Below are 21110 nucleotides of genomic sequence, written 5' to 3'. Positions count from 1 at the left end.
AAGCAGATCGACCGCGTGCAGCGCAAACACGGCCTGACGCCCATCTAATCGCCTTAGGCGTGAGTGTGCGTGTTTGCACACGACACGCCGCGCATTTTCAGCACTTCGCGCACGCTCGTGCCGCCGCGACCGTGCTCAGATCGATGGAAGCCCGAGCCAGTCGTCGATCATGAACGCGTCACCGCGAGCGACGACCGTCGCGCCGCCATGGCCCGGATAGTGGGCCGGCACGACGGCGGCCCGTCGCCGCGATGCCTCGGTGAGGATGCGTTTACGTGTCACCGTTGCCGCCTCGAAATCTTCGTCCCAACCGCACGGATCCGCCGGCCGCACAATCTGAATGGGGCAGTGAGTCAGATCGCCGACGAATACCGCGGGCCGCCCGGCGTCCAGCCACACCACCGAAGAGCCCGGAGTGTGGCCTGGCGCCGGGCGAAGCCACAGCGACTCGCTGAGTTGATGGTCGCCGGACCACAGCTCGATCTGCTCATCGACCGGACAAACGCTGTCGGCGAACACCGTTCGTGCATGGAGTTGCGCGGATTGCTCGTCCTCGGTACGCGGCGGAGCGGTCTGTGCAGGACCGTCCGGACCGAAGTGTCGATAGTCGGCCTCGGTCATCAGGTAGCGGGCGTTCGGAAAGGTCGCAACCCAGGAATCGTTGGCGCGCAGTGTGTTCCAGCCGACATGGTCGAAATGCAGGTGGGTGTTGACGACGACATCGACGTCGGCGGGGTCGAATCCCGCCGCACGGAACGACGCCAGGAAGTCGGTCTGCAGATCGGAAAGAACCGCCATCCGCGGGCGCGGCTTGTCGTTGCCCGCACCGGTGTCGATCAAGACGGTCAGCCCGTCGACCTCGATCACCCAGACCTGCAGCGCAATCCGCCATCCGGCTTCCGACCAGTACGTCGGCGAGAATTCGGCGGCGTGGCTCGCCCAGGCTTCGGCCGGTGTCTGGGTGAACACGGATTTCGGTAAGTCGTCGACCTGCCACTCCACCACGCGCGTGAGTGTCGCGGCGCCCAGCCGAATGCGGTCCACGGCTAGAGGCTAGAGGACCGCTGTGCAGCTGAACACAAGCAAGCCGCGACGAGCGTGCGTGAGCCGCTGAAGTTCCGCGGCGTGTCGTGTGCAAACACGCACACTCACGCCTAAGGCGATTAGATGGGCGTCAGGCCGTGTTTGCGCTGCACGCGGTCGATCTGCTTGTCGCGCAGCAGGTTCATCGACCGCCGCAGCAGCAGTCTGGTCTCGTGCGGCTGGATCACCGCATCGATGAAACCGCGCTCGGCGGCGATCCACGGCGTGGCCATGTTGAGGTTGTAACCCTCGATGAAGTCGGCGCGGATCTTCTGTACCTCGGGCGCAGTCGGGTCGGGGAACCGCTTCACCAGCAACTGCGCCGCACCCTCGGCGCCGATCACCGCGATTCGCGCGGTCGGCCACGCGAAGTTCAGGTCAGCGGAGAGCTGCTTGGAACCCATCACCGCGTACGCGCCGCCGTAGGACTTGCGGATCGTGATCGTCACCTTCGGCACGTCGGCCTCGACGACGGCGTTGAGGAAGCGGCCGCCGCGCTTGATGATGCCGCCCTTCTCCTGCTCGACACCCGGCATGAAGCCAGGCGTGTCGACCACGAAAACCAAAGGCAGATTGTAGGAGTCGCAGAACCGGATGAACCGCGCCGCCTTGTCGGAGGCCTCGTTGTCGATCGATCCGGACAGGTGCATCGGCTGGTTGGCGACCACGCCGACCGGACGGCCGTCGACACGGGCGAACGCCGTGATGATCGCCGGCCCCTGCTGCTGCGCCACGTCGAACACGTCGCCATCGTCGAAGATCCGCAGCAGGATCTCGTGCATGTCGTACGCCATGTTGTCGCTGTCCGGCACGATCGTGTCGAGTTCGTAGTCGTGCGGGGTGATTTCGGGTTCCAGCCCCGGGTTGACGATCGGCGGGTCGTCGAAGGTGTTGGCGGGCAAAAAGTCCAGGTAATCGCGGACGTACTGGAACGCCGCGGCCTCGCTCTCCACCACCTGATGGATGTTGCCGTAACGGGCTTGCGCGTCGGCGCCGCCGAGTTCGTCGAGCGACACATCTTCACCGGTGACGTCCTTGATCACGTCGGGGCCGGTGACGAACATGTAGCCCTGGTCGCGCACCGCCACGACGAGATCGGTCTGGATCGGCGAATACACCGCTCCGCCAGCGCATTTGCCGAGGATGATCGAGATCTCCGGCACCAGTCCGCGCAGCAACTCATGACGGCGGCCCAGCTCGGCATACCAGGCCAGCGACGTGACGGCGTCCTGGATGCGCGCGCCGGCCGAGTCGTTGATGCCGATGATCGGGCAGCCGACCATTGCCACCCACTCCATCAGCTTGGCCACCTTGCGGCCGAACATCTCGCCGACCGAGCCCTGGAACACCGTCTGGTCGTGGCTGAACACGCCGACCGGCCTGCCGTTGATCCGCGCGTGGCCGGTCACCACGCCGTCGCCGAACAGCGCGTTGGGATCACCCGGGGTCTTCGCCAGTGCGCCGATCTCCAGGAAGCTGCCCGGGTCCACCAGCTGGTGGATGCGGGCGCGGGCGCTCGGGATCCCCTTCTTCTCGCGCTTGGCGACGGCCTTCTCACCACCGGGCTCCTTGGCCTGCTCGAGCTTCTCGCGGAGCTCGGAGAGAAGTTCTGCGGTGGTTTTGGTGGTCACTTGCTCTCGCTCTCGATCCGGTTGAGCGCCTCGCTCAGATGCGCGCCGACCTTCGCAATGTACGGCTCGTCGATCACCTGGATGTGCTCACCCCCGATGGGCACGACGTCGAGCTCGGAGACGAACTCACCCCAACCGCCGTCGGGCTTGCGGGTGGCGTAACGCGGCTCGAAGTAGATCGCGTCGTCGTGGTAGCGGTCGGCCATGTAGAGCGTGACCTTGCCGTCGTACGGTTTGATCTCGGCCGTGTCGATGGCCCGCTGATCCAGGTACGACGTGCGCTGGTGCTCGATGATGCCGCCCGGGATCTGCACGCCGCTCTGGCTCACCACGTCCAGAACGAACTTCACCTGGCCCTCGTCGTCGAGCTGCTCGAGCTCCTCGTAGGGGATCTCGGGAACCTCGACGTTGAAGGTGCGCTCGGCGAAGCGGGCGTAGCGATCCCAGCGAGCGCGGGTTTCTTCCTGCGTCTGCGGAATCTCCTCGCCCGCGCGGACCGCGTCGATGAGACCGACGAACCGCACATCGGCACCCGCCTGCTTCAGCCCGATCGCGCACGCGTAGGCCAGCACCCCGCCCAGCGACCAGCCGGCCAGCACGAACGGCCGGTCCCCGTTGAGCTCCATCAGCTTCGGCACGTACTCGCGCGCCCGCTCCTCGATCGAGCCCTCGACCCGCTCGATGCCGTACACCGGAGTGTCGGCGGGCAACCGCTTGAGCAGCGGCTCGTAAACCACCGTCGAACCGCCCGCGGCGTGGAAGACGAACACCGGAACCCGGTTCGAACCCTCCTGCGGCGCGCGCAAGGTGCGCACGAAACCGTCGACCTTGCCGCCCTCGAGGTATTCACGCACCGTGGTGGAGAGTTCCTCGATCGTCTTCGCGGCGCGGACCTCGTCGGCGGTGATCGTGCCCTCGTCGACGCGCTCGGTCAGGCGTTCGGCGATCGCGGCCGCGTTCGCCTCGTCGAGCGCGGGCAACTCGTTGAAGATGCCGCCCGGCGACTTGCCGGTGACGATCGCCCACGTCGCGAACGTGACACGTTCGGCGGCGTCGCGCGGCGGCACGTCGGCGCCCAGCGCCTCGGTCACCGCCTCCTGGCTGAGCAATTTCGACGCCGCGGCCATCGTCGACTGCGACGGCCCGGACGGGCCGCTCGGATCAGTGGGTGGCGCCGGGATGCTCGGCCCGCTCGGGTCGGTCGGCGGCGCCGGGATGTCCGTCGCCGTCGCAGTACCGGCACTGGTGAGCGGGGACTCTCCGGAGCGCTCGGCGAGCTTCTGCTCGAGTTCGGCGACGGTCGTGGCGCCGCCCATCAACTCGGCCTGCTCGGCGGCGATCTCCTCGGCGGTCTTCGACTTCTGGTGCTCGGCAAGTTGATCGACCTCGTCACGGTGCTCGACCGCGTACTGGATCAGCTTCTCGACGGCGTAGAGGTTCGCATCGCGCACCGCGGTCAGCTGGATCGGCGGCAGGTCGAAGTCGTACTCGACGCGGTTCTTGATCCGCACTGCCATCAGCGAATCCAGGCCTAGCTCGATCAGCGGCACCTCCCACGGGAGGTCTTCGGGCTCGTAACCCATTGCGCCGCCGACGATCGCGCCGAGGCGCTGCCCGATGGTCTCCCCCGTGTCGGGCGACCATTTGGCGAAACCAGCGGCGAGACCCGCACCTGCGGTCAGGTTGTCCTGCAGGATTTCCGCGTCATCATCGGGTTCGTCGACCGGCGCAGCAGACACCTGTTGCGCCACACCCGTTCCGGCTCCGACCGCCACCGGCAGCGCGCCGGCCGCGCCGTTGCGGCTCACCACCGCGTCGTACACCAGCGTGAACGACTCGTCGATGCGCGCGTGCACCTGCACACTGGCCCCGCCGGGGTGACGGGTCAGCGTCGTCACCAGCCGCGCGCCCTCGCCCGGTACCGCGCGTTGTTCGGAAGCGACCAGCTTGGCATCCGGAAGCACCTGTGCCGCAGCGGCTTTCACCAACGCGGCGAGATCCGGCTCGCCCTTCGGCGCGAACTCCCAGACGTGCCTGCCGTCGGGAGTGGCGACGTGGTTGCCCGGCATCATCACCGAGCTGTCGCCGGTGAAGCGCGCCTCGAGCCAGTGCGGCTTGCGCCGGAACCGGGTGGGCGGGATGTTCGCGAAGTCCAGCGCCCCGGCCAGTCCCTTGCTGCGACGCGGGAACAGCGTGCGGAAGTCGAGGTCGTGGCCGTACACGAACAGCTGCGCCATCGCGACGGTCATCGAGTCGACCTCGTCCTGCTTGCGCGCCAGCGTCGCGATCAGCTGCGCGTCGTGCAGGCCCGCTGACGCGGTGGTGAGCCCAACCTGCATCAGCGCGACGGGATTCGGAGCCAGCTCCAGGAATGTGGTGTGCCCGTTGTCGACGGCGTTGCGGATGCCGTGGGTGAAGTAGACGCTGTGCCGCAGCCCCTTCTTCCAGTAGTCGACGTCGTGGATCGTCTCGCCGGGCCGGATGTAGCGGCCTTCGTGCACCGTCGAGAAATAGCCGATGGTGATCGGATGCGCCTCGATGCCGACCAGTTCCGCGGCGAGTTCGCCGAGCAGCGGGTCCATCTGCGAGGTGTGGCTGGCGCCCTTGGTCTGCATCTTGCGGGCGAACTTGCCCTCCTGCTCGCAGCGCTCGATGATCGCGTCGACCTGGTCGGGCGGGCCGCCGATCACGGTCTGTGTCGGCGCGGCGTACACGCACACCTCGAGGTCCTTGAAGTCGGCGAACACCGTGTCGATCTCGTCCGCCGAATACTCGACCAGCGCCATCAACCGAATCCATTCACCGAACAGCATCGCTTCGCCCTCGCCCATGAGGTGCGCCCGCGAACAGATGGCCCGCGTCGCGTCCTCTAGCGACAGACCACCGGCGAAGTAGGCGGCGGCCGCCTCACCGAGCGACTGTCCCACCACCGCAGCCGGTTTCGCGCCGTGATGCTTGAGCAGCTCACCGAGCGCGATCTGCAGCGCGAAGATCACCGTCTGCACGACCTCGATGGGGTACTCGCAGGTCTCGTTGGTGTAGTCGATCGCGTCGTCGAGGATCAGCTCGAGGATCGAGTAGCCACGTTCATCCTGGATCAGGGCGTCGACCTTGTTGATCCACTCGGCGAAGACCTCGTCGCGCAGGTAGAGGTTCTTGCCCATCTTGCGGTGCTGCGCACCGAATCCGGCCAGCACCCATACCGGCCCGTTGGTGACCGGCCCGTCCGCGCTGTGCACGCTGGGATGCTGCTTACCCTCGGCGACCGCACGCAGGCCCTTGATCGCCTCGTCGTGGTCGCGGGCCAGCACCACCGCTCGGGAGCGGCCGTGATTACGCCGGGACAACGCTCGCCCGATCGACTCGAGCGAGGACGCGCGGCCTTCGGGGCTGTCGATCCAGTCGGCCAGCTCGGCGGCGGCAGCCTTCTTGCGCGACGTCAGGAAGCCCGAAATCGCGAGCGGGACAAGCGGTGTCGGCTGCTCTCCGGACTCCAGTTCAGCGCGGGCGAGCTCCAGCAGCCGCTTGGCTTCGTCGGTGATGCCGGGCAGTTCCGGCTCCTCGTCGAGCGCAGCAGCCGGCCGGTCCAGCCCGTCGTCGTCGTCATCGTCAACGAACTCGCCGTACTCGTCCATCCGCACGCCGCCGATGTAGACCGCGTTGGCTTCCGACGGCGCAGCGGTGGCCTCCGGCTCCGGCTCGGGTTCCGGCTCGACGAGGTCGGTCGGCAACACCTCGCGCAGCACGAGGTGCGCATTGGCGCCGCCGAAACCGAAACCGGACACACCGGCAATCGCATGTCCGCTGTAGCGCGGCCAGTCGGTGACGGTGTCCGCGACCTTGAGGCGCACCCCGTCGAAGTCGATGTAGGGGTTGGGGCCCGTGTAGTTGATCGACGGCGGGATCTTGTCGTTGCGCAGCGCCAGTGTCATCTTCGCCAGGCTCGCCGCGCCCGCAGCCGACTCCAGATGTCCCACATTGGATTTGATCGCGCCCAGCAGCGCCGGCTTGTCGGTTGGACGCCCCCTGCCGACGACCCGGCCGAGCGCGTCGGCCTCGATCGGGTCGCCGAGGATAGTGCCCGTGCCGTGTGCCTCGACGTAGTCCACGACGCGCGGGTTGATACCGGCGTCCTTGTACGCCTTGCGCAGCACCTCGGCCTGCGCGTCCGGGTTCGGCGCGAGCAGGCCGTTGGACCGCCCGTCGTGGTTGACCGCGCTGCCCGCGATGACGGCGAGGATCTCGTCGCCGTCGCGCCTGGCGTCGGCCACCCGCTTGAGCACGAGCATGCCGCCGCCTTCGGAGCGCGCGTAGCCGTCGGCGTCCTGCGAGAACGACTTGATCCGGCCGTCCGGTGCCAGCACGCCGCCGACCTCGTCGAAACCGACCGTCACCAGCGGGGTGATCAGTGCGTTGACCCCGCCGACGAGCACGACGTCGGCCTCACCGGAGCGCAGCGCCTGCACGCCCTGGTGCGCGGCGACCAGCGAGGACGAGCACGCGGTGTCCACGGCCACCGACGGCCCGCGGAAGTCGTAGAAGTACGACACCCGGTTGGCGATGATCGAGCTCGCCGTACCGGTGATCGCGTACGGATGCGCGATCGACGGATCCGACATCGCCAGGAAGCTGTAGTCGTTGAGCGAGCTGCCGATGTAGACGCCGACGTTGGTGCCGCGCAGGCTCGACGCCGGGATGCGGGCGTTCTCCAGCGCCTCCCAGGTCAGCTCGAGCGCCATCCGCTGCTGCGGATCGATGTTGTCGGCCTCCATCTTCGACAGCGCGAAGAACTCGGCGTCGAAGCCCTTGATGTCGGACAGGTAGCCGCCGCGGGTGCGGGCCTTCTCGACGCGCTCGGCGATGCGCGGCTCACCGAGGAACTCCTCCCAGCGACCCTCGGGCAGGTCGCTGATCGCGTCGCGGCCCTCGAGCAGCGCGCGCCACGTCTCGTCGGGGGTGTTCATGTCGCCGGGGAAGCGGGTGGCCAGGCCGACGATCGCGATGTCGCGCGACGCCGTGTCGTCGCGGCTCCAGTCCTCGTCGTCGTCATCGTGCTCGAGTTCCGGCTCGCCCTCGATGATCACCGTCGCCAGCGACTCGATCGTGGGATGGCGGAACGCCACGGTGGCGGTCAGCGTGACACCCGTGAGGTCCTCGATGTCGCTGGCCATCGCGACGGCGTCACGCGACGACAGGCCCAGTTCGACCATCGGCGCGGACTCGCTGATCGAGTCCGGCGACTGCCCGGTGGCGTTGCCGATCCAGTTGCGCAGCCACTCGCGCATCTCGTTGACCGACATGTCCGTCTTGGGCGCTGTCAGCGGCTTTTCCGGCGCCAACTGGATCTCGTCGCCGGTGAGTTGCGAATCGTCTTGTGTGTCAGCCATTTCCGTCTGTCTCATCGGGGAACGCGTTGGCGATCTTCCCGCTCCGCAGACTGCCGTCCAGGTATGCCGAGCGGCACGCACGGCGGCCGATCTTGCCGCTCGAGGTGCGGGGGATCGCGCCCGCGGGGGTCAGCAGCACGTCACGCACGGTGACGCCGTGGCGCACCGCGATGGCGGCGCGGATGTCGTCGGCGATCGGGCCCATGTCGAGCTTGTGCGCACCGGGGGCACGCTCGCCGACGATCACCAGCTGCTCGGAGGTGTCGGATGGATCGCGCTTGAGTCCGGAGTGGGCGTTCTCGAACACCTCGTCCGGCAGCTGGTTGGCGGGCACTGAGAACGCCGCGACGAACCCGGTGCGCAGCGCCTTGGTCGCCTCCTGCGCGGAGTACTCCAGGTCCTGCGGGTAGTGGTTGCGGCCGTCGATGATGACCAGGTCCTTGACGCGGCCGGTGATGTAGAGCTCACCGTCGTGGTAGGCGCCCAGGTCGCCGGTGCGCACCCAGGTCGCGTCGTCCTCGGCACCCTGCGCGTGCGACGGATCGGTCCGTGACTTCAGGATGTTGTGAAACGTCGCCGCCGTCTCGTCCTTCTTGCCCCAGTAGCCGGTGCCCATGTTCTGGCCGCTGATCCAGATCTCGCCGATCTGTCCGTCGGGCAGTTCGGTGGCCGTCTCATGGTCGACGATGACGGCCCACTCCGCGACGCCGATCTTGCCGGCACCGGCCTGCGGCACCGCCTTCGGCGAGTCGTCGGGCACCGGCACGAACCGGCCGGCGTTCAACTCGTCGCGGTCCACCGACGTGATCCGGGGTTCGGCCTCCATCGGGGTGGTCGACACGAACAGCGTCGCCTCGGCCAGGCCGTAGGACGGTTTGATCGCCTGCGGCTTGAAGCCGAACGGGCCGAACGCCTCGTTGAACCGGTGCACGGTGGCGGCCGAGATCGGCTCGCTGCCGTTGAGCACGGCCTTGACGTTGGACAGATCGATCGGCGCCTCATCCTCTTTGGGCACCCCGCGCGCCGCCGCGTGGTCGAACGCGAAGTTGGGGGCCACCGAGATCGTCCCGCCGGTGTCGCCTTCCTTGCGGGCGAGCTCGCGGATCCATCGGCCGGGGCGGCGCACGAAAGCGGCCGGGGTCATGAACGTCACGTAGTGACCGATCATCGGGGACAGCAGCACCGTGATCAGTCCCATGTCGTGGAAGAACGGCAGCCACGAAACGCCGCGGTCGCCTTCCTCACCCTCGAGCGCCTCGATCACCTGGACCACGTTGGTGGCGAGGTTCAGATGGGTGATCTGCACGCCGGTCGGGATACGCGTCGAGCCGGAGGTGTACTGCAGGTACGCGATGGTGTCGGGTTGCACGTCGACCGGCTCCCAGGTGGCACCGACTTCGTTGGGCACCGCGTCGACGGCGATGACGCGCGGACGCTGGTTGGCGGGGCGGGTGCGGAAGAACTTGCGTACGCCCTCGGCGGCGTCGGTGGTGGTCAGGATGGCCGACGGGTGACAGTCGTCGAGCACGGCGTGCAGGCGGCCGACGTGGCCGGGCTCGTTGGGATCGAACAGCGGCACCGCGATGCGGCCGGAGTACAGCGTGCCGAAGAACGCGACGAGGTAGTCGAGGTTCTGGGGGCACAGGATCGCGACTCGGTCGCCGGGTTGGGTGACCTGCTGCAGGCGGGCTCCGACGGCCCGGTTGCGGGCGCCGAAATCGGCCCAGTGCAGGTCACGTTCGACGCCGTCGCGCTCGGTGGAGAAGTCGATGAACCGGTAGGCGAGTTTGTCTCCACGCACCTTCGCCCATCGTTCGACGTGTTTGACCAGGCTCCCGTTGTCGGGAAACTTGATCAGTCCGTCCTTGATGAACGGGTTATGGAACCCCATCGCACTCTCCTGTCAGCGGCACCCGCTGCTCGATGCCGGCCAGCTAATCGCTTAACTGCTCTTAGTTTTTTCTTAATGTTAGGTGACCGCTTGTCGCAGTCCAAATCAGGTCTGATAACAGGTCAGCCATGTTTCGGGTGCGGTGCGTTATCGATCAATCCCTGCGCCCAACCCAGTGTCCACTGAGTGGCTGAAGCGCCGTCGAGATTCCAGAACTGCGTCGTCGCATACATCGCGTGAATCGGTTGTCCCGCACCGCCGAGCAGGATGTCGATGGTCTTCGGCAGGTTCATGATGTTGAACGCCTCCGACGGCGCCGAGCAGATCAGGTCACCCGGAGCGCAGATCTCGTTGACGCGGTCGTTGAGCATGCCGAACCCGCCGGGGCGCGGCCCCGTCATCGCCAGCCCCATCCCGTCGAGCATCGGCACGTCGCGCAGGGTGATCTCGGCGCCCTGTCCCGGTGGGTTCGGGCCGACGTCCCGGCCGACTCCGGTCTGCCGGCGCCCGTCGGCGATCAACGTCACACCGAGCACCAGGTCCTCGTCGACGGGTCCGCGGCCGTTGCCGATGTCGCTGGCGATGTCTCCCGCGATCACCGCGCCCTGCGAGAAGCCGACCAGCACATAGGAGGTCAGCGGGCAGCGGTTGTTCATGTCCGTCATCGCCTTGACGGCCGCCCGCGTGCCCTCGGCGCGGCTCTCGTTGTAGTTCATCTGTCCGTCCTGGGAGAACGGATTGTGGAACTGCGCGGTGTAGGGGACGGTGAACACCTCGACCCGATCGTTGCCGAACTGCCCGCGGACCGGATTGGTGACGTTGAGCAGCAACGCGATCGGAAACTGGGTCGGGTTGAACGGATCGAGTTGCGGCGAGGACTCCCACGTGCCGGGGATCGAGACCAGCTGCACGTCCGGACAGCTGGCGTCCTGGAACTCCGGCCGCGGCTTCTTGCTCGGGCTGACAGCGGTCGGGGGGACCGCCGAGGGTGGGATGGCGTTCGGCGACCCGTCGGGTTTACGCAGGAGCACGACGATGACTCCGACGAGGAGCACCACCACGAGGGCCACCGCGCCGGCTGCGACGAGCGCGAGGATGCGATGGCGTTTCCGCCGGTTGGTCTTGGCCATGTATCGGTTGGGCTCCTGCTAGCAGAGTCGTTCGGTTGCGATGCGAATGTAGTCGGAGGTGTCGGCGTTGACGTCGACGGACGACGCGGCCACCCCCGACATCTGCTCGACCCGGTCGTGGGTGTCACTGCGCACCATCGGCAGGACGGAGTCCCACACCTCCTGGTCGCTGTGTCTGGCGGCGCGGGCCTGGCACACGTACGAGCCGATGCTCAAGGCCAGCAGGTCGCTGGACGGTTTGACCCCCTCGGCGGCCAGCCCGTCGAGGTACGCGCGCTGACGGTCGGTGACGACCAGCGCGTGGGACTGGCCATCCGCCGGCGCCGGGCCCGGCTGAGCCTGGGCCGAGCCGTGCGGGGCGGGCGCCGACTCCGTCGTCGGCATCCCCATGGTCGCCATCACGGCGTTGCCCGAGCATCCGGTCAGCAACGCGGTCGCCGAAGCGATCAGCAGCGGCCCAGCCGCGGCGGTCCGTACCGAGCGTTGCACTCCTCCAAGGTACCGGCTGACCGCGGGGGCTCCGGTGCACGACGGCGCTCTCGCGGCTACTGGATCGTCGCCGCCAGTTCCCCGCTCATCGCGGCGAGCTGACCGCTCCACGAACCCCAGTCATGGGTGCCGCTCGGCGGGAAGTCGAAGTGGCCGTTGTGGCCGCCGACGGAGCGATAGTGCTGGTAGAACTCACGATTGGTGCCCTGGGCGATATCGCAGTAGCCGATCATCGCGGCGGGGTCGGTGCACCCGCCGGCCGGGGCGCTCCACACCCACAACCGGGTGTTGTTGTCCGACAGCAACTGCACATGGACGTTCGGCGAATGCCACTTCCACCGGCCCAGCTGTGGCAGGCCCCACATGTTGCGGGTCTCCACGCCGCCGAACTGGGCGAGTCCGGCGGTGATGGCTCCGTCGACGCCGGTGCGCTCGGGGGTCAGAAAGCCCGACAGCGAGCCCGCGAAACGGTAGCGGTCGGGGTGGAAGGTGGCCATCGCCATCGCGCCATAGCCGCCCTGCGCCGCGCCGACGATGCCGTGCCCCGTCGGCGCGAGGCCCTTGTTCGCGGCCAGCCAGTTCGGCAGCTCGTCGGCCAGGAAGGTCTCCCACTGCCGGCTGCCGTCGAGTTCCCAGTTGGTGTACATGCTCCACGCGCCGCCCGCGGGCGCAGCCACCGAGATGCCCTTGCCTGCCAACGTGTTCATCGCGTTGCCCGCGGTCACCCAGTTGCTCACGTCGGGGGCGGCGTTGAACGCGTCGAGCAGCACGACCGCGTGCGGGCCGCCACCCTGGAACGCGACCGGGATGCTGCGCCCCATCGCGGCCGACGGCACCATCAACATCTCGACATCTGCGTGCGCCGACGGCGCGACGGACGTCCCGGCGGCCCACAGCCCGGCGCCCAACGTCATGGTCATGACCATCCGGAAGAACCCACGCATCAACTGACCCACCTCGTGTTCGTCTGCATCCCCGCGCGAGGTAGTCAATCACACCAGCGCACCGGGCCGGGCTGGAAACGGCTGACGGCGGCGACCCCGCAGGATCGCCGCCGCCGGCTGTTGAGTTGTTGTCGCGACCGGGTCAGTTACCGGTGGCCGGGATCTGCGCCGAGGCCTGGGTGGCGATCGGCGTCGACGGCTGCGGCGTGGCACCCAGCACGCGCTGGATGTCCGGCTTCATCTGCTGAAGCTGCTGACCCCAGTACTCCCAGCTGTGGGTACCGGACTGCGGGAAGTTGAACACACCGTTCTTGCCACCCGCGGCGAGGTACTTCTCCTGGAACGTCTCGTTGGTCCGCAGCGTGAAGCTCTCGAGGAACTTCGCGTTGAAGTTGTCGCCTGCCGCAACGCCGGAGCCGTTGATGTCGGCCGGCTTGCCGTTACCGCAGAACACCCAGATGCGGGTGCCGTTGGCGACCAGCTTGTCGATGTTGACCATCGGGTCGTTGCGCTTCCACGCCGGGTCGCTCGACGGGCCCCACATGTCCTTGGACTCGTAGCCGCCCGCGTCACCCATCGAAAGCCCGACCAGCATCGGCCACCAGCCCTCGGACAGGTTCAAGAAGCCCGAAAGCGAACCGGCGTACTGGAACTGCTGCGGGTAGTAGATCGCCAGCGTGAGCGCGGCCGAACCGGCCATCGAGAGCCCCACCGCCGCATTGCGATTCGGGTTCACGCCCTTGTTGGCCGCCAGGTAGGCGGGCAGTTCCCGGGTCAGGAACGTCTCCCACTTGTAGGTCTGGCAACCGGCCTTGCCGCAGGCCGGCTTGTACCAGTCGCTGTAGAAGCTGGACTGGCCGCCGACCGGCATGATCACCGCGAGACCGGAATCCAGGTACCACTCGAACGCCGAGGTCTCGATGTCCCAGCCGTTGAAGTCATCGCGGGCACGAAGACCGTCGAGCAGATAAACGCCCGGAGCGTTCGGACCACCGTTCTGGAACTGAACTTTGATGTCACGGCCCATCCCGGCGGACGGAACCATGAGGTACTCGACCGGCAGACCCGGACGAGAGAAAGCCCCCGCAGTCGCCGAGCCTCCGATGGCGCTGATCAAGCCGGGCAGCACGGCGGCGACCATCGCCGCTCCGGCCAGCCGGCGGATCCAGGCACCCCGGATCTTGCCAACGAACTTCATGCTTCATCTATCCCATCTGTCGTATGCCGCACGCGGAATTGCCTCGCAGGCTTGTCGCGTAACCCGTGCAGTCAACCACACCGAGGTGCGATCTTCCCATTCGTAGCGTGTCGGTCCTGGTCACACACTCAGCCGTTGAGCGTCGCGATCAGGGGTTTTCCGAGGAGCGCTGTTGCGCACCCCACTTCGCCTCTGGTCTATCGGCGCACCGGGGCAGTTGTGTTACGGGCCCGCCGCGGGCATCCCGCGATACGGGTCGACCGTCGACTCCGGCACAGGCAATCCACAGCGGATCAGTTCATAGAGCGGCACCCGGTCGATCCGGTACTTCGTGAACTCGTAGGCGTGCATCAGGTTGGACAGGAACCGCCGCGGCCCCATCGGTCCCCGCACCGACGTCAGCATCGCGTCGGTCTGCGGACACTCCAGCGCCGCCTCGGCCTGCTTGACCCAGTCCTCGTCGATGTACCGCGGAATGAACGGCGGCTCTTTGAGGAACGGCCCCTCGGCGATCGCCCAGTCGGGAAAGAGGTTCTTGTCGTGGCCGATGCGGCCGTCCTCTAGGCGCGCGGTGTGCGCCGCCAACGGGTTCGCCAACCCGATCTGGTCGATGACGCGGACGTCGAGGCCGACGTTCATGCCCAGCATCCCGAGGTTGGTGAAAAACACTGTGTGCGGGCCTATGTAGTCCTTCGGCGCGTCAGGCGGCGGCGGTAGGGCGGGCACCACGTCCCATTGGTCGTAGTTGCCCGACGGCAGCAGCAGCGCGCCGTCGGGGGTGTTGTGCAGCGCCTCGAGCACGGCGCGCATCCGCGGATAGTCCAGGTAGTCCGCGGCGGTCAACGGGTGCGCGTGGCCGGTCGCCTGCGCGTAGAACCGCCGTTCGTCGACGATTCCGGAGTACGTGACGCGGGTGGCGTCACTGCCCATGCCACCGGAATTCGCCGCCCACAGTGCCCAGCCCGCGATCGCCAGCCACAACAGGCCGGTGGCCGCGACGAAGAGATAGCCTGCGCCACGGGCCATTCGGGTGCCGTCGGGCAGCACGACCGGGATCACGGCGATCGGCGTCAACAAGCAGAACAGCGGGGTCAGCAGCACCCTGCCGTGCATGAAGTCCCCGCCCTGACGGATCCAGTACACCGCCTGCAGCAGACCGCTGATGAGGAAGAAGATCACGACCGCGGCCGGGCTCTGCACCGTGCGCGCCACCCATCCGCTGTCGCGGGTCACCGCGCCGCGGCTCGGCCGGGGCCGTCCGCGCGTCACCCACACCACTGCCGCCAGCCCGGCCAACAGGATCGCCGGGGCCCACAGCAGGTACGGCTGGTTGAAGTTCGCCAGGTAGACGAACCCCTGCGACCACTTCGACCCGGATGCGTCCTTGGCCAGCGCCGTGCCGGGAAAAAGCAAGCCGTAGTAGCCCATTCGGAAGATCTGATAGGCCACCGGGAGCAGGCCGCCCGCGATGACGATGACCGCGCGGCGCCGCCAGTCGCGTGCCGCGATCAGCATCATCACCAGCGCGAGCCCGCCGATCAACGCCAACTCCGGCCGCACCAGTACGCTGAGGCCCGCCACAAAAGCCAGTGCGGCGTCGAATGTTCCGCTGTTCGCGCGCGGCGGCGGACCGAGCGGATGGCGGCGGATCACCGGTGCGCTCCCGCGGATGATCGGCGACGACGCGGGGTGCGCTCTCGGTTGCTGCGACCAGCACACCATCATCCACCACAGCAAGCCCAGATAGCCGAGCACCAAACCGTTTTCGAGTCCCGAGGTGGCGAAGTCGCGCGCGGGTGGTACAGCGATGTAGACCAGTGCGCCGGCGGGCAGCATCAATGCACGCCGCCGCTGCAGGCTGGGCGCATAGAGCCGGCCGGTGCCCAGCATCGCGAACACCACGCCCAAGACGCTGAGCACCAGCGCGAGGGCCAGCACCACGTACTCCAGTCGCACCGGGCCGCCCACCAGCGCGCCGAGGTAGACGAGATAGGTCCACACCGTCGACGTGTTGGCCTCCACCCGCTCGCCGGCATTGAACACCGGGCCGTTACCCGCCAACAGGTTTCGGATCGTGCGCAGGACGATCAGCCCGTCGTCGGCGATCCAGCGTCGCTGCCAGGCGCCCCAGCCGAACAACACCGCGACCACCACGACGCTGACCCAGAGGCTGACGCGCACCGTGCGGTCGTAGCGGAACGCGGGCCAGCGTGCGAGGCTGCGCAGTTTCTCAGCTGAGGCAGACGGCGGCACCGATGGTCCCGATCCACGCCAGCAGCAGCAGCTGCAGCACCCGGTCCTTCAAGGCGATCTCCTCGGGCTCGCCGGCCAATCCGCCGTCGACGTCGACCGCATAGCGCAGGATCGCGATGGTGATCGGAATGATCGTGACCGCGTACCACGACGCGGTGGCGCCGTCCCGTTCGAACGCCCACAGTCCGTAGCAGAGCACCATCGCGGTGGCCGACAACGTCCACACGAAACGCAGGTAGGAGGCGGTGTAGCTCTCCAGCGACTTGCGGATCTTGGCGCCGGTCCGTTCGGCGAGTTGCAGTTCGGCGTAACGCTTTCCGGCCACCATGAACAACGACCCGAACGTCATCACCAGCAGGAACCATTGCGACAGCGGGATGCCCGTTGCCGCGCCACCGGCGATCGCACGGATCAGGTACGCCGAGGACACGATGCAGATGTCGAGCACCGCCTGGTGCTTGAGGCCGAAGCAGTAGGCCAATTGCATCGCGATGTAGACCGCGATCACCACGGTCAGGTTCTTCGTGGCGAGCAGTGAGATGCCGAGTGCTGCGGCGGCCAACACCACCGCCATGCAGTAGGCCAGCCATTCGGGAACCACACCCGCGGCGATCGGGCGGAAGCGCTTCGTCGGATGCTGGCGGTCGGCCTCGACGTCACGCGCATCGTTGACGAGATAGATCGACGAAGCGGCCAGCGAGAAGGATACGAACGCGATGAGAATCTTCACCGCGACCTCGCGATAGTCGAACTCGACGTTTCCGCCGAACGCGGCAATGGGCGCGGCGAGCACGAGCAGGTTCTTCACCCACTGCCGCGGCCGGATCGCCTTGAGCAGGCCCGTCGCGGCGTTTCGCGGTGGCCGGTTGGCCGGTGCCGGTTGTTCGCTCATCGACCGTGCGCTCTCTGCGCTGCTGTCACTGGAGATGCTCATGAGGTTCCTCCGACGCGGTCGGCCACCGTGCCGACCGTCTTGGCGACGGCCGCCCCGACCGCGACACCGGTGAGGACGTCGCTCGGGTAGTGCACGCCGAGCACCAAGCGCGACAACGCCATCGGCGGCACCAGCAGGGCCGGCAGCGGCAAGCCGGTGGTCCTGGCCATCAGCAGCGCCGCCGCGGTGGTGGACGTGGCGTGGGCCGACGGGAAGCTCAGCCGGCTGGGCGTCCCGACATTGACCGCGATCGCCGGATGGTGCGGGCGCTCGCGTCGCACCACCCGCTTGATCACCACCGCCGCCGCGTGCGCGACGAACGCACCGACCCCCACTGCCAGCCAGGCGCGCCGGCGCTCAGCCTGAAAAACGGCCCCCAGCAACGCAATCACGAGCCAGCCGAGGCTGTGCTCACCGAAATGCGACAACGCGCGCGCACCCGACAGCACCCCCGGCCGGTCGGCCAGCGCCGACTGCACGGCGACCAGCGCGGCCTCTTCGCCGCGAGGGCTGTCAGCCATGGGCAGCCGGCTCCAGTAGCACCGACTCCCACTTCTGCTTGCTCGACAGCGTCGGCAGAGCCTCGCGGTAGACCTTGCGCATCCGGTTGAACCGGCGGGCGAGGCGGGCCTGTCGTTTGAGCGATTCCCGGAGCAGGGCGAACATCTTCTCGCGGTCGCGCTGCCGGTACACCACACCGCGTCCGTCGGCGGTCGTCACCGTGACACCGTCCACCCGGCACAGCGAGAACCACCTGGCGTCCTGGGTGGCGACGTTGATCTGCGGGCGGCGATGGTGCTCGGGGTCGTGTGACGTCAACTGATGAATGACGCCGCGGGACAAGCGCGTCGAGATCGCGACTTTGTTGGTCGGGATGTTCACCTTCTTGCGCCACCGCTTGTCCGACGGCGTCGGCAGCTCCGCCGCGCTGGGCAGGACCACCGCGTCGGGATACTGCTGGCGCATCTTGCGCACCTCGGGCAGCGCGGACTCCAGGATCGAGAAGATGTGTTCGGGGCCGGCCAGGAAGTCGTCCATCGCCTTGTTCTGGATCGCGACGGTCGAATATTCAAGGCAGAGAAGGTGTTTGAGGGTGGCCTTGAGATGACTGGCGATCAGACCCCTTATGTTGCCGTCCCAGTGCAGGGCCGCGACGACCAGGCGGTTGCGCAGGTGGAAGTAGGCCTGCCAGTCGATCGCGTCGTCCTTGTCGCTCCACGCCATGTGCCAGATGGCAGCGCCGGGCAGGGTGACCGTCGGATAGCCGTGCTCCCCGGCCCGCAGGCCGTAGTCGGCGTCGTCCCACTTGATGAACAGCGGCAGCGGCTGGCCGAGCTCTTCGGCGACCTGACGCGGGATCATGCACATCCACCAGCCGTTGTAGTCCACGTCGATGCGACGGTGCAGCAGGCGGCTGCGGTGCGAATCCTCGTCGCTGAGTGGGTATTTGGCGAAGTTGTGGTCGTACTCGGTGTTGACCGCGTTGGTCCACATGAAGTTCTCGGAGTCCACCATCTCGCCCATGACGTGCAGGTGCGATGGCTCCTGCAGGTTGAGCATCTGGCCGCCGACCAGGATCGGCGACTTCGCGAACCGGTTCATCGCCAGCGCCCGCAGGATCGAGTCGGGCTCGATGCGGATGTCGTCGTCCATGAACAGGATCTGTTCGCAGTCGGTGTTCTTCAGCGCCTCGTACATCACGCGGCTGTAGCCGCCGGAGCCGCCGAGGTTCGGTTGGTTGTGAATGGTGAGGCGGTTGCCGAGCGCGGCCGCCGCCTCGTCGAAGCCCGGGTGGTCCTTGGCTTTGTCGGTGCCCTGGTCGGAGACGATGACGGCGCCGATCACCTCGTCCACCAACGGGTCCGACGTCAACGCGGCCAGCGCGTTGACACAGTCGGCCGGGCGGTTGAAGGTCGGGATGCCGACCGCGATGTTCGCGCGTCCCGGAGCCGGCACCGGCGCGTACCAACCGGCGTGGTGCAACGTCGAGGTGGCGTCGGTGGCGATGTCGAACCAGATCCAGCCGCCGTCCTCGAACGGGGACAGGTCGATCTCGAACTCGACCGCGGCCGGTTCGCCGTCGCGCTCGCTGGCGATCGGTGCGCCGCCGACGGTGATCCGGGCGCCGGTGGCCTTGGATCGGTAGACGTCGACGCGCGCGCTTCCGGACAACTCGACGCGCAGCACGACCGAGTCCAGCGTCGACCAGCGCCGCCAGTAACTGGCGGGGAACGCGTTGAAGTACGTCGCGAACGACACCTCGGACTCGGTGCCGATCTCGAGCTTGGTGCGCGTCGGCGCGTGGGCGCGCCGGGCGTTGGTGTCCGCCTCCTCGATGTAGAGCTTGCGGACGTCATGGGGCTCACCGGGACGCGGCAGGATGACGCGTGCCAGCAGGCTCACCGCCTTCGATTCCGCGGCGTCGAGGGCGCCGGACGGGATGTCGCTCATTCGCTGCTGCTTTCTGGGCCTGATTCGGTCAGGGACGCACCGTCTTTCAGGTGCGGGGCGAGGGTGTTGTCGTACATGCTCAACGCGCTGGCGATGGCCATGTGCATGTCCAGGTACTGGTAGGTGCCGAGCCGGCCGCCGAACAGCACCTGCGCAGAAGCGGTTTCGGCCTTCGCCCGGGCGCGGTATGCCGCCAGCAGCGCACGGTCGGCTTCGGTGTTGATCGGGTAGTAGGGCTCGTCGTCGTCATCGGCGAACCTGGAGAACTCGCGCATGATGACCGTCTTGTCGCTCGGGTACGCGCGCTCGGGGTGGAAGTGCCGGAACTCGTGGATTCGGGTGTAGGGCACGTCGAGGTCGTTGTAGTTCATCACGGGCGTGCCCTGGAAGTCTCCGGTGTCGAGCACTTCCATCTCGAAATCCAATGTGCGCCAACCTAATCGACCCTCGGCATAGTCGAAGTACCGGTCCAACGGTCCGGTGTAGACGACCGGAGCCGACGGGGCCTCGGCGCGCAGTTCGTCGCGCACGTCGAACCAGTCGGTGTCGAGCCGGACCTCGATCCGGTCGTCGGCCGCCATGTTCTCCAGCCACTTGGTGTAGCCGTCGACCGGCAGCCCCTCGTAGGTGTCGTTGAAGTAGCGGTTGTCGAACGTGTAGCGCACTGGAAGCCGGGTGATGTTGCCCGCCGGCAGCTCCTTGGGATCGGTCTGCCACTGTTTGGCGGTGTATCCCTTGACGAACGCCTCGTAGAGGGGCCGCCCGATCAGCGAGATCGCCTTCTCCTCCAGGTTCTGCGCGTCTTCGGTGTCGATCTCGGCGGCCTGCTCCTTGATGAGCCGGCGCGCCTCGTCCGGGGTGAAGTACTTGCCGAAGAACTGCGACACCAGTCCCAGGCCCATCGGGAACTGGTAGGCCTGGCCGCCGTGCATGGCGAACACGCGGTGCTGGTAACCGGTGAACTCGGTGAACTGCCGGACGTAGTCCCACACCCGCTGGTTCGACGTGTGGAAAAGGTGCGCGCCGTACTTGTGCACCTCGATTCCCGTCTGCGGCTCGGCCTCCGAGTAGGCGTTGCCACCGATGTGCGGACGCCGCTCGATGACCAGCACACGCTTGTCCAGCTGAGTGGCCACGCGTTCGGCGATGGTCAGGCCGAAGAAACCTGAGCCGACGACGAAGAGGTCCGGGGAAACAGGGGAGGTCATCGGCAGCAAGGGTATCCGACTGCGACCGCGCCGCCCGAATCCGACAGCAGCTCTATATTGCGATCGGCTCACGATTCCATATCGTCACTTTCGTCCCACCAGTCACATCAGTACCGTCGTTCACGTCGGGCCCGACCCCGTCAGCATTCCGGTGGGCATCGGTGGCAGGTTGATGCCGAACTGCGAGAGGCCCTGGGACAGGGCCGACATCAGCTCGTTGGGCAGATCGGTGATCATCGCCGCCTGGACGAACTCGCGGTGCGTCGCCGGCTGGGCGCTTTCCGACAGCTCGGTCACGGCGACTACTGCGGCGGGACTCGCGACTGCCAGGGCCAGGACTGCGCTCGTGGCTGTCGACAGCCTGCGTCGACGTCGGTTCGGCACGGAAGTCTCCTCAATACATGGGCTACGGCGGTTAGCGGGTCTGCGCTGCCGGGTCGGGCCCGACGTGAACGACGGTACTGATGTGACTGGTGGGACGAAAGTGACGATATGGAATCGTGAGCCGATC

At 67.3% G+C, this 21110-nt stretch carries 13 protein-coding genes and 1 pseudogene; all 14 read right to left on the bottom strand.

Features of this window, described 5'->3' with window-relative positions; translation table 11 throughout:
• Window positions 1–135: 135 nt before the first annotated feature.
• Window positions 136–1044 (bottom strand): MBL fold metallo-hydrolase, encoded by a 909-nt coding sequence (locus tag A5663_RS13630; protein WP_068149631.1) that lies wholly within the window; start codon window positions 1042–1044, stop codon window positions 136–138.
• Window positions 1045–1163: 119 nt separating this feature from the next.
• On the bottom strand, window positions 1164–2714 hold the full coding sequence (locus A5663_RS13625) for an acyl-CoA carboxylase subunit beta (RefSeq protein WP_068149629.1): 1551 nt from the start codon (window positions 2712–2714) through the stop codon (window positions 1164–1166).
• Window positions 2711–8014: a polyketide synthase Pks13 gene (gene pks13 / locus A5663_RS13620; RefSeq protein ID WP_231976785.1), complete on the bottom strand. Its 5304-nt coding sequence runs from the start codon at window positions 8012–8014 to the stop codon at window positions 2711–2713. The genes A5663_RS13625 and pks13 overlap by 4 nt, the downstream gene beginning before the upstream one ends.
• Window positions 8015–8093: 79 nt before the next feature.
• Window positions 8094–9992, bottom strand: coding sequence for a long-chain-fatty-acid--AMP ligase FadD32 (gene fadD32 / locus A5663_RS13615; RefSeq protein WP_068149621.1), 1899 nt, complete (start codon window positions 9990–9992; stop codon window positions 8094–8096).
• Between the two features lie 122 nt (window positions 9993–10114).
• Window positions 10115–11122 (bottom strand): cutinase family protein, encoded by a 1008-nt coding sequence (locus A5663_RS13610; RefSeq protein WP_068149619.1) that lies wholly within the window; start codon window positions 11120–11122, stop codon window positions 10115–10117.
• Window positions 11123–11140: 18 nt separating this feature from the next.
• The gene (locus A5663_RS13605) at window positions 11141–11611 is read right to left on the bottom strand and encodes a DUF732 domain-containing protein (RefSeq protein WP_068149616.1); all 471 of its coding nucleotides are present in this window, start codon (window positions 11609–11611) and stop codon (window positions 11141–11143) included.
• A 56-nt stretch (window positions 11612–11667) separates the two neighbouring features.
• The gene (locus A5663_RS13600; RefSeq protein ID WP_068149638.1) at window positions 11668–12555 is read right to left on the bottom strand and encodes an alpha/beta hydrolase-fold protein; all 888 of its coding nucleotides are present in this window, start codon (window positions 12553–12555) and stop codon (window positions 11668–11670) included.
• 142 nt (window positions 12556–12697) lie between these two features.
• A complete protein-coding gene (locus A5663_RS13595; RefSeq protein ID WP_068149614.1) occupies window positions 12698–13753 on the bottom strand; it encodes an esterase family protein in 1056 nt (351 codons plus the stop codon).
• Between the two features lie 222 nt (window positions 13754–13975).
• Window positions 13976–16006: a flagellar motor control protein ZomB gene (zomB, locus tag A5663_RS13590; RefSeq protein ID WP_068149612.1), complete on the bottom strand. Its 2031-nt coding sequence runs from the start codon at window positions 16004–16006 to the stop codon at window positions 13976–13978.
• On the bottom strand, window positions 15984–16898 hold the full coding sequence (locus A5663_RS13585) for a decaprenyl-phosphate phosphoribosyltransferase (protein ID WP_068149635.1): 915 nt from the start codon (window positions 16896–16898) through the stop codon (window positions 15984–15986). Before A5663_RS13585 ends, zomB begins: the two co-directional genes overlap by 23 nt.
• Window positions 16899–16936: 38 nt before the next feature.
• The gene (locus tag A5663_RS13580) at window positions 16937–17461 is read right to left on the bottom strand and encodes a phosphatase PAP2 family protein (RefSeq protein ID WP_068149609.1); all 525 of its coding nucleotides are present in this window, start codon (window positions 17459–17461) and stop codon (window positions 16937–16939) included.
• Window positions 17454–19391 (bottom strand): glycosyltransferase, encoded by a 1938-nt coding sequence (locus tag A5663_RS13575; RefSeq protein WP_068149607.1) that lies wholly within the window; start codon window positions 19389–19391, stop codon window positions 17454–17456. Before A5663_RS13575 ends, A5663_RS13580 begins: the two co-directional genes overlap by 8 nt.
• Window positions 19388–20599 carry a UDP-galactopyranose mutase gene (glf, locus tag A5663_RS13570; protein WP_068149604.1) on the bottom strand — a complete coding sequence of 404 codons (1212 nt, stop codon included), beginning with the start codon at window positions 20597–20599 and terminating at the stop codon, window positions 19388–19390. The genes A5663_RS13575 and glf overlap by 4 nt, the downstream gene beginning before the upstream one ends.
• A 129-nt stretch (window positions 20600–20728) precedes the next feature.
• Window positions 20729–20983 (bottom strand): annotated as a pseudogene (locus A5663_RS22650) (hypothetical protein); the annotation flags it as partial.
• Between the last annotated feature and the right edge of the window lie 127 nt (window positions 20984–21110).

It is taken from the genome of Mycobacterium sp. E740 (genome assembly GCF_001672895.1).
Lineage (GTDB): Bacteria > Actinomycetota > Actinomycetes > Mycobacteriales > Mycobacteriaceae > Mycobacterium.
Note: the sequence above shows the minus strand (reverse complement) of the source record. Positions and strands in the feature narration are given on the sequence as shown.

Bases quoted from the DNA above. Each gene is read 5' to 3' on its own strand.
- pks13 (WP_231976785.1), bottom strand. From the start codon at position 8,014: ATGTCGGTCAACGAGATGCGCGAGTGGCTGCGCAACTGGATCGGCAAC.
- fadD32 (WP_068149621.1), bottom strand. From the start codon at position 9,992: ATGGGGTTCCATAACCCGTTCATCAAGGACGGACTGATCAAGTTTCCC.
- A5663_RS13610 (WP_068149619.1), bottom strand. From the start codon at position 11,122: ATGGCCAAGACCAACCGGCGGAAACGCCATCGCATCCTCGCGCTCGTC.
- A5663_RS13600 (WP_068149638.1), bottom strand. From the start codon at position 12,555: ATGCGTGGGTTCTTCCGGATGGTCATGACCATGACGTTGGGCGCCGGG.
- A5663_RS13595 (WP_068149614.1), bottom strand. From the start codon at position 13,753: ATGAAGTTCGTTGGCAAGATCCGGGGTGCCTGGATCCGCCGGCTGGCC.
- A5663_RS13585 (WP_068149635.1), bottom strand. From the start codon at position 16,898: ATGAGCGAACAACCGGCACCGGCCAACCGGCCACCGCGAAACGCCGCG.
- A5663_RS13580 (WP_068149609.1), bottom strand. From the start codon at position 17,461: ATGGCTGACAGCCCTCGCGGCGAAGAGGCCGCGCTGGTCGCCGTGCAG.
- A5663_RS13575 (WP_068149607.1), bottom strand. From the start codon at position 19,391: ATGAGCGACATCCCGTCCGGCGCCCTCGACGCCGCGGAATCGAAGGCG.
- glf (WP_068149604.1), bottom strand. From the start codon at position 20,599: ATGACCTCCCCTGTTTCCCCGGACCTCTTCGTCGTCGGCTCAGGTTTC.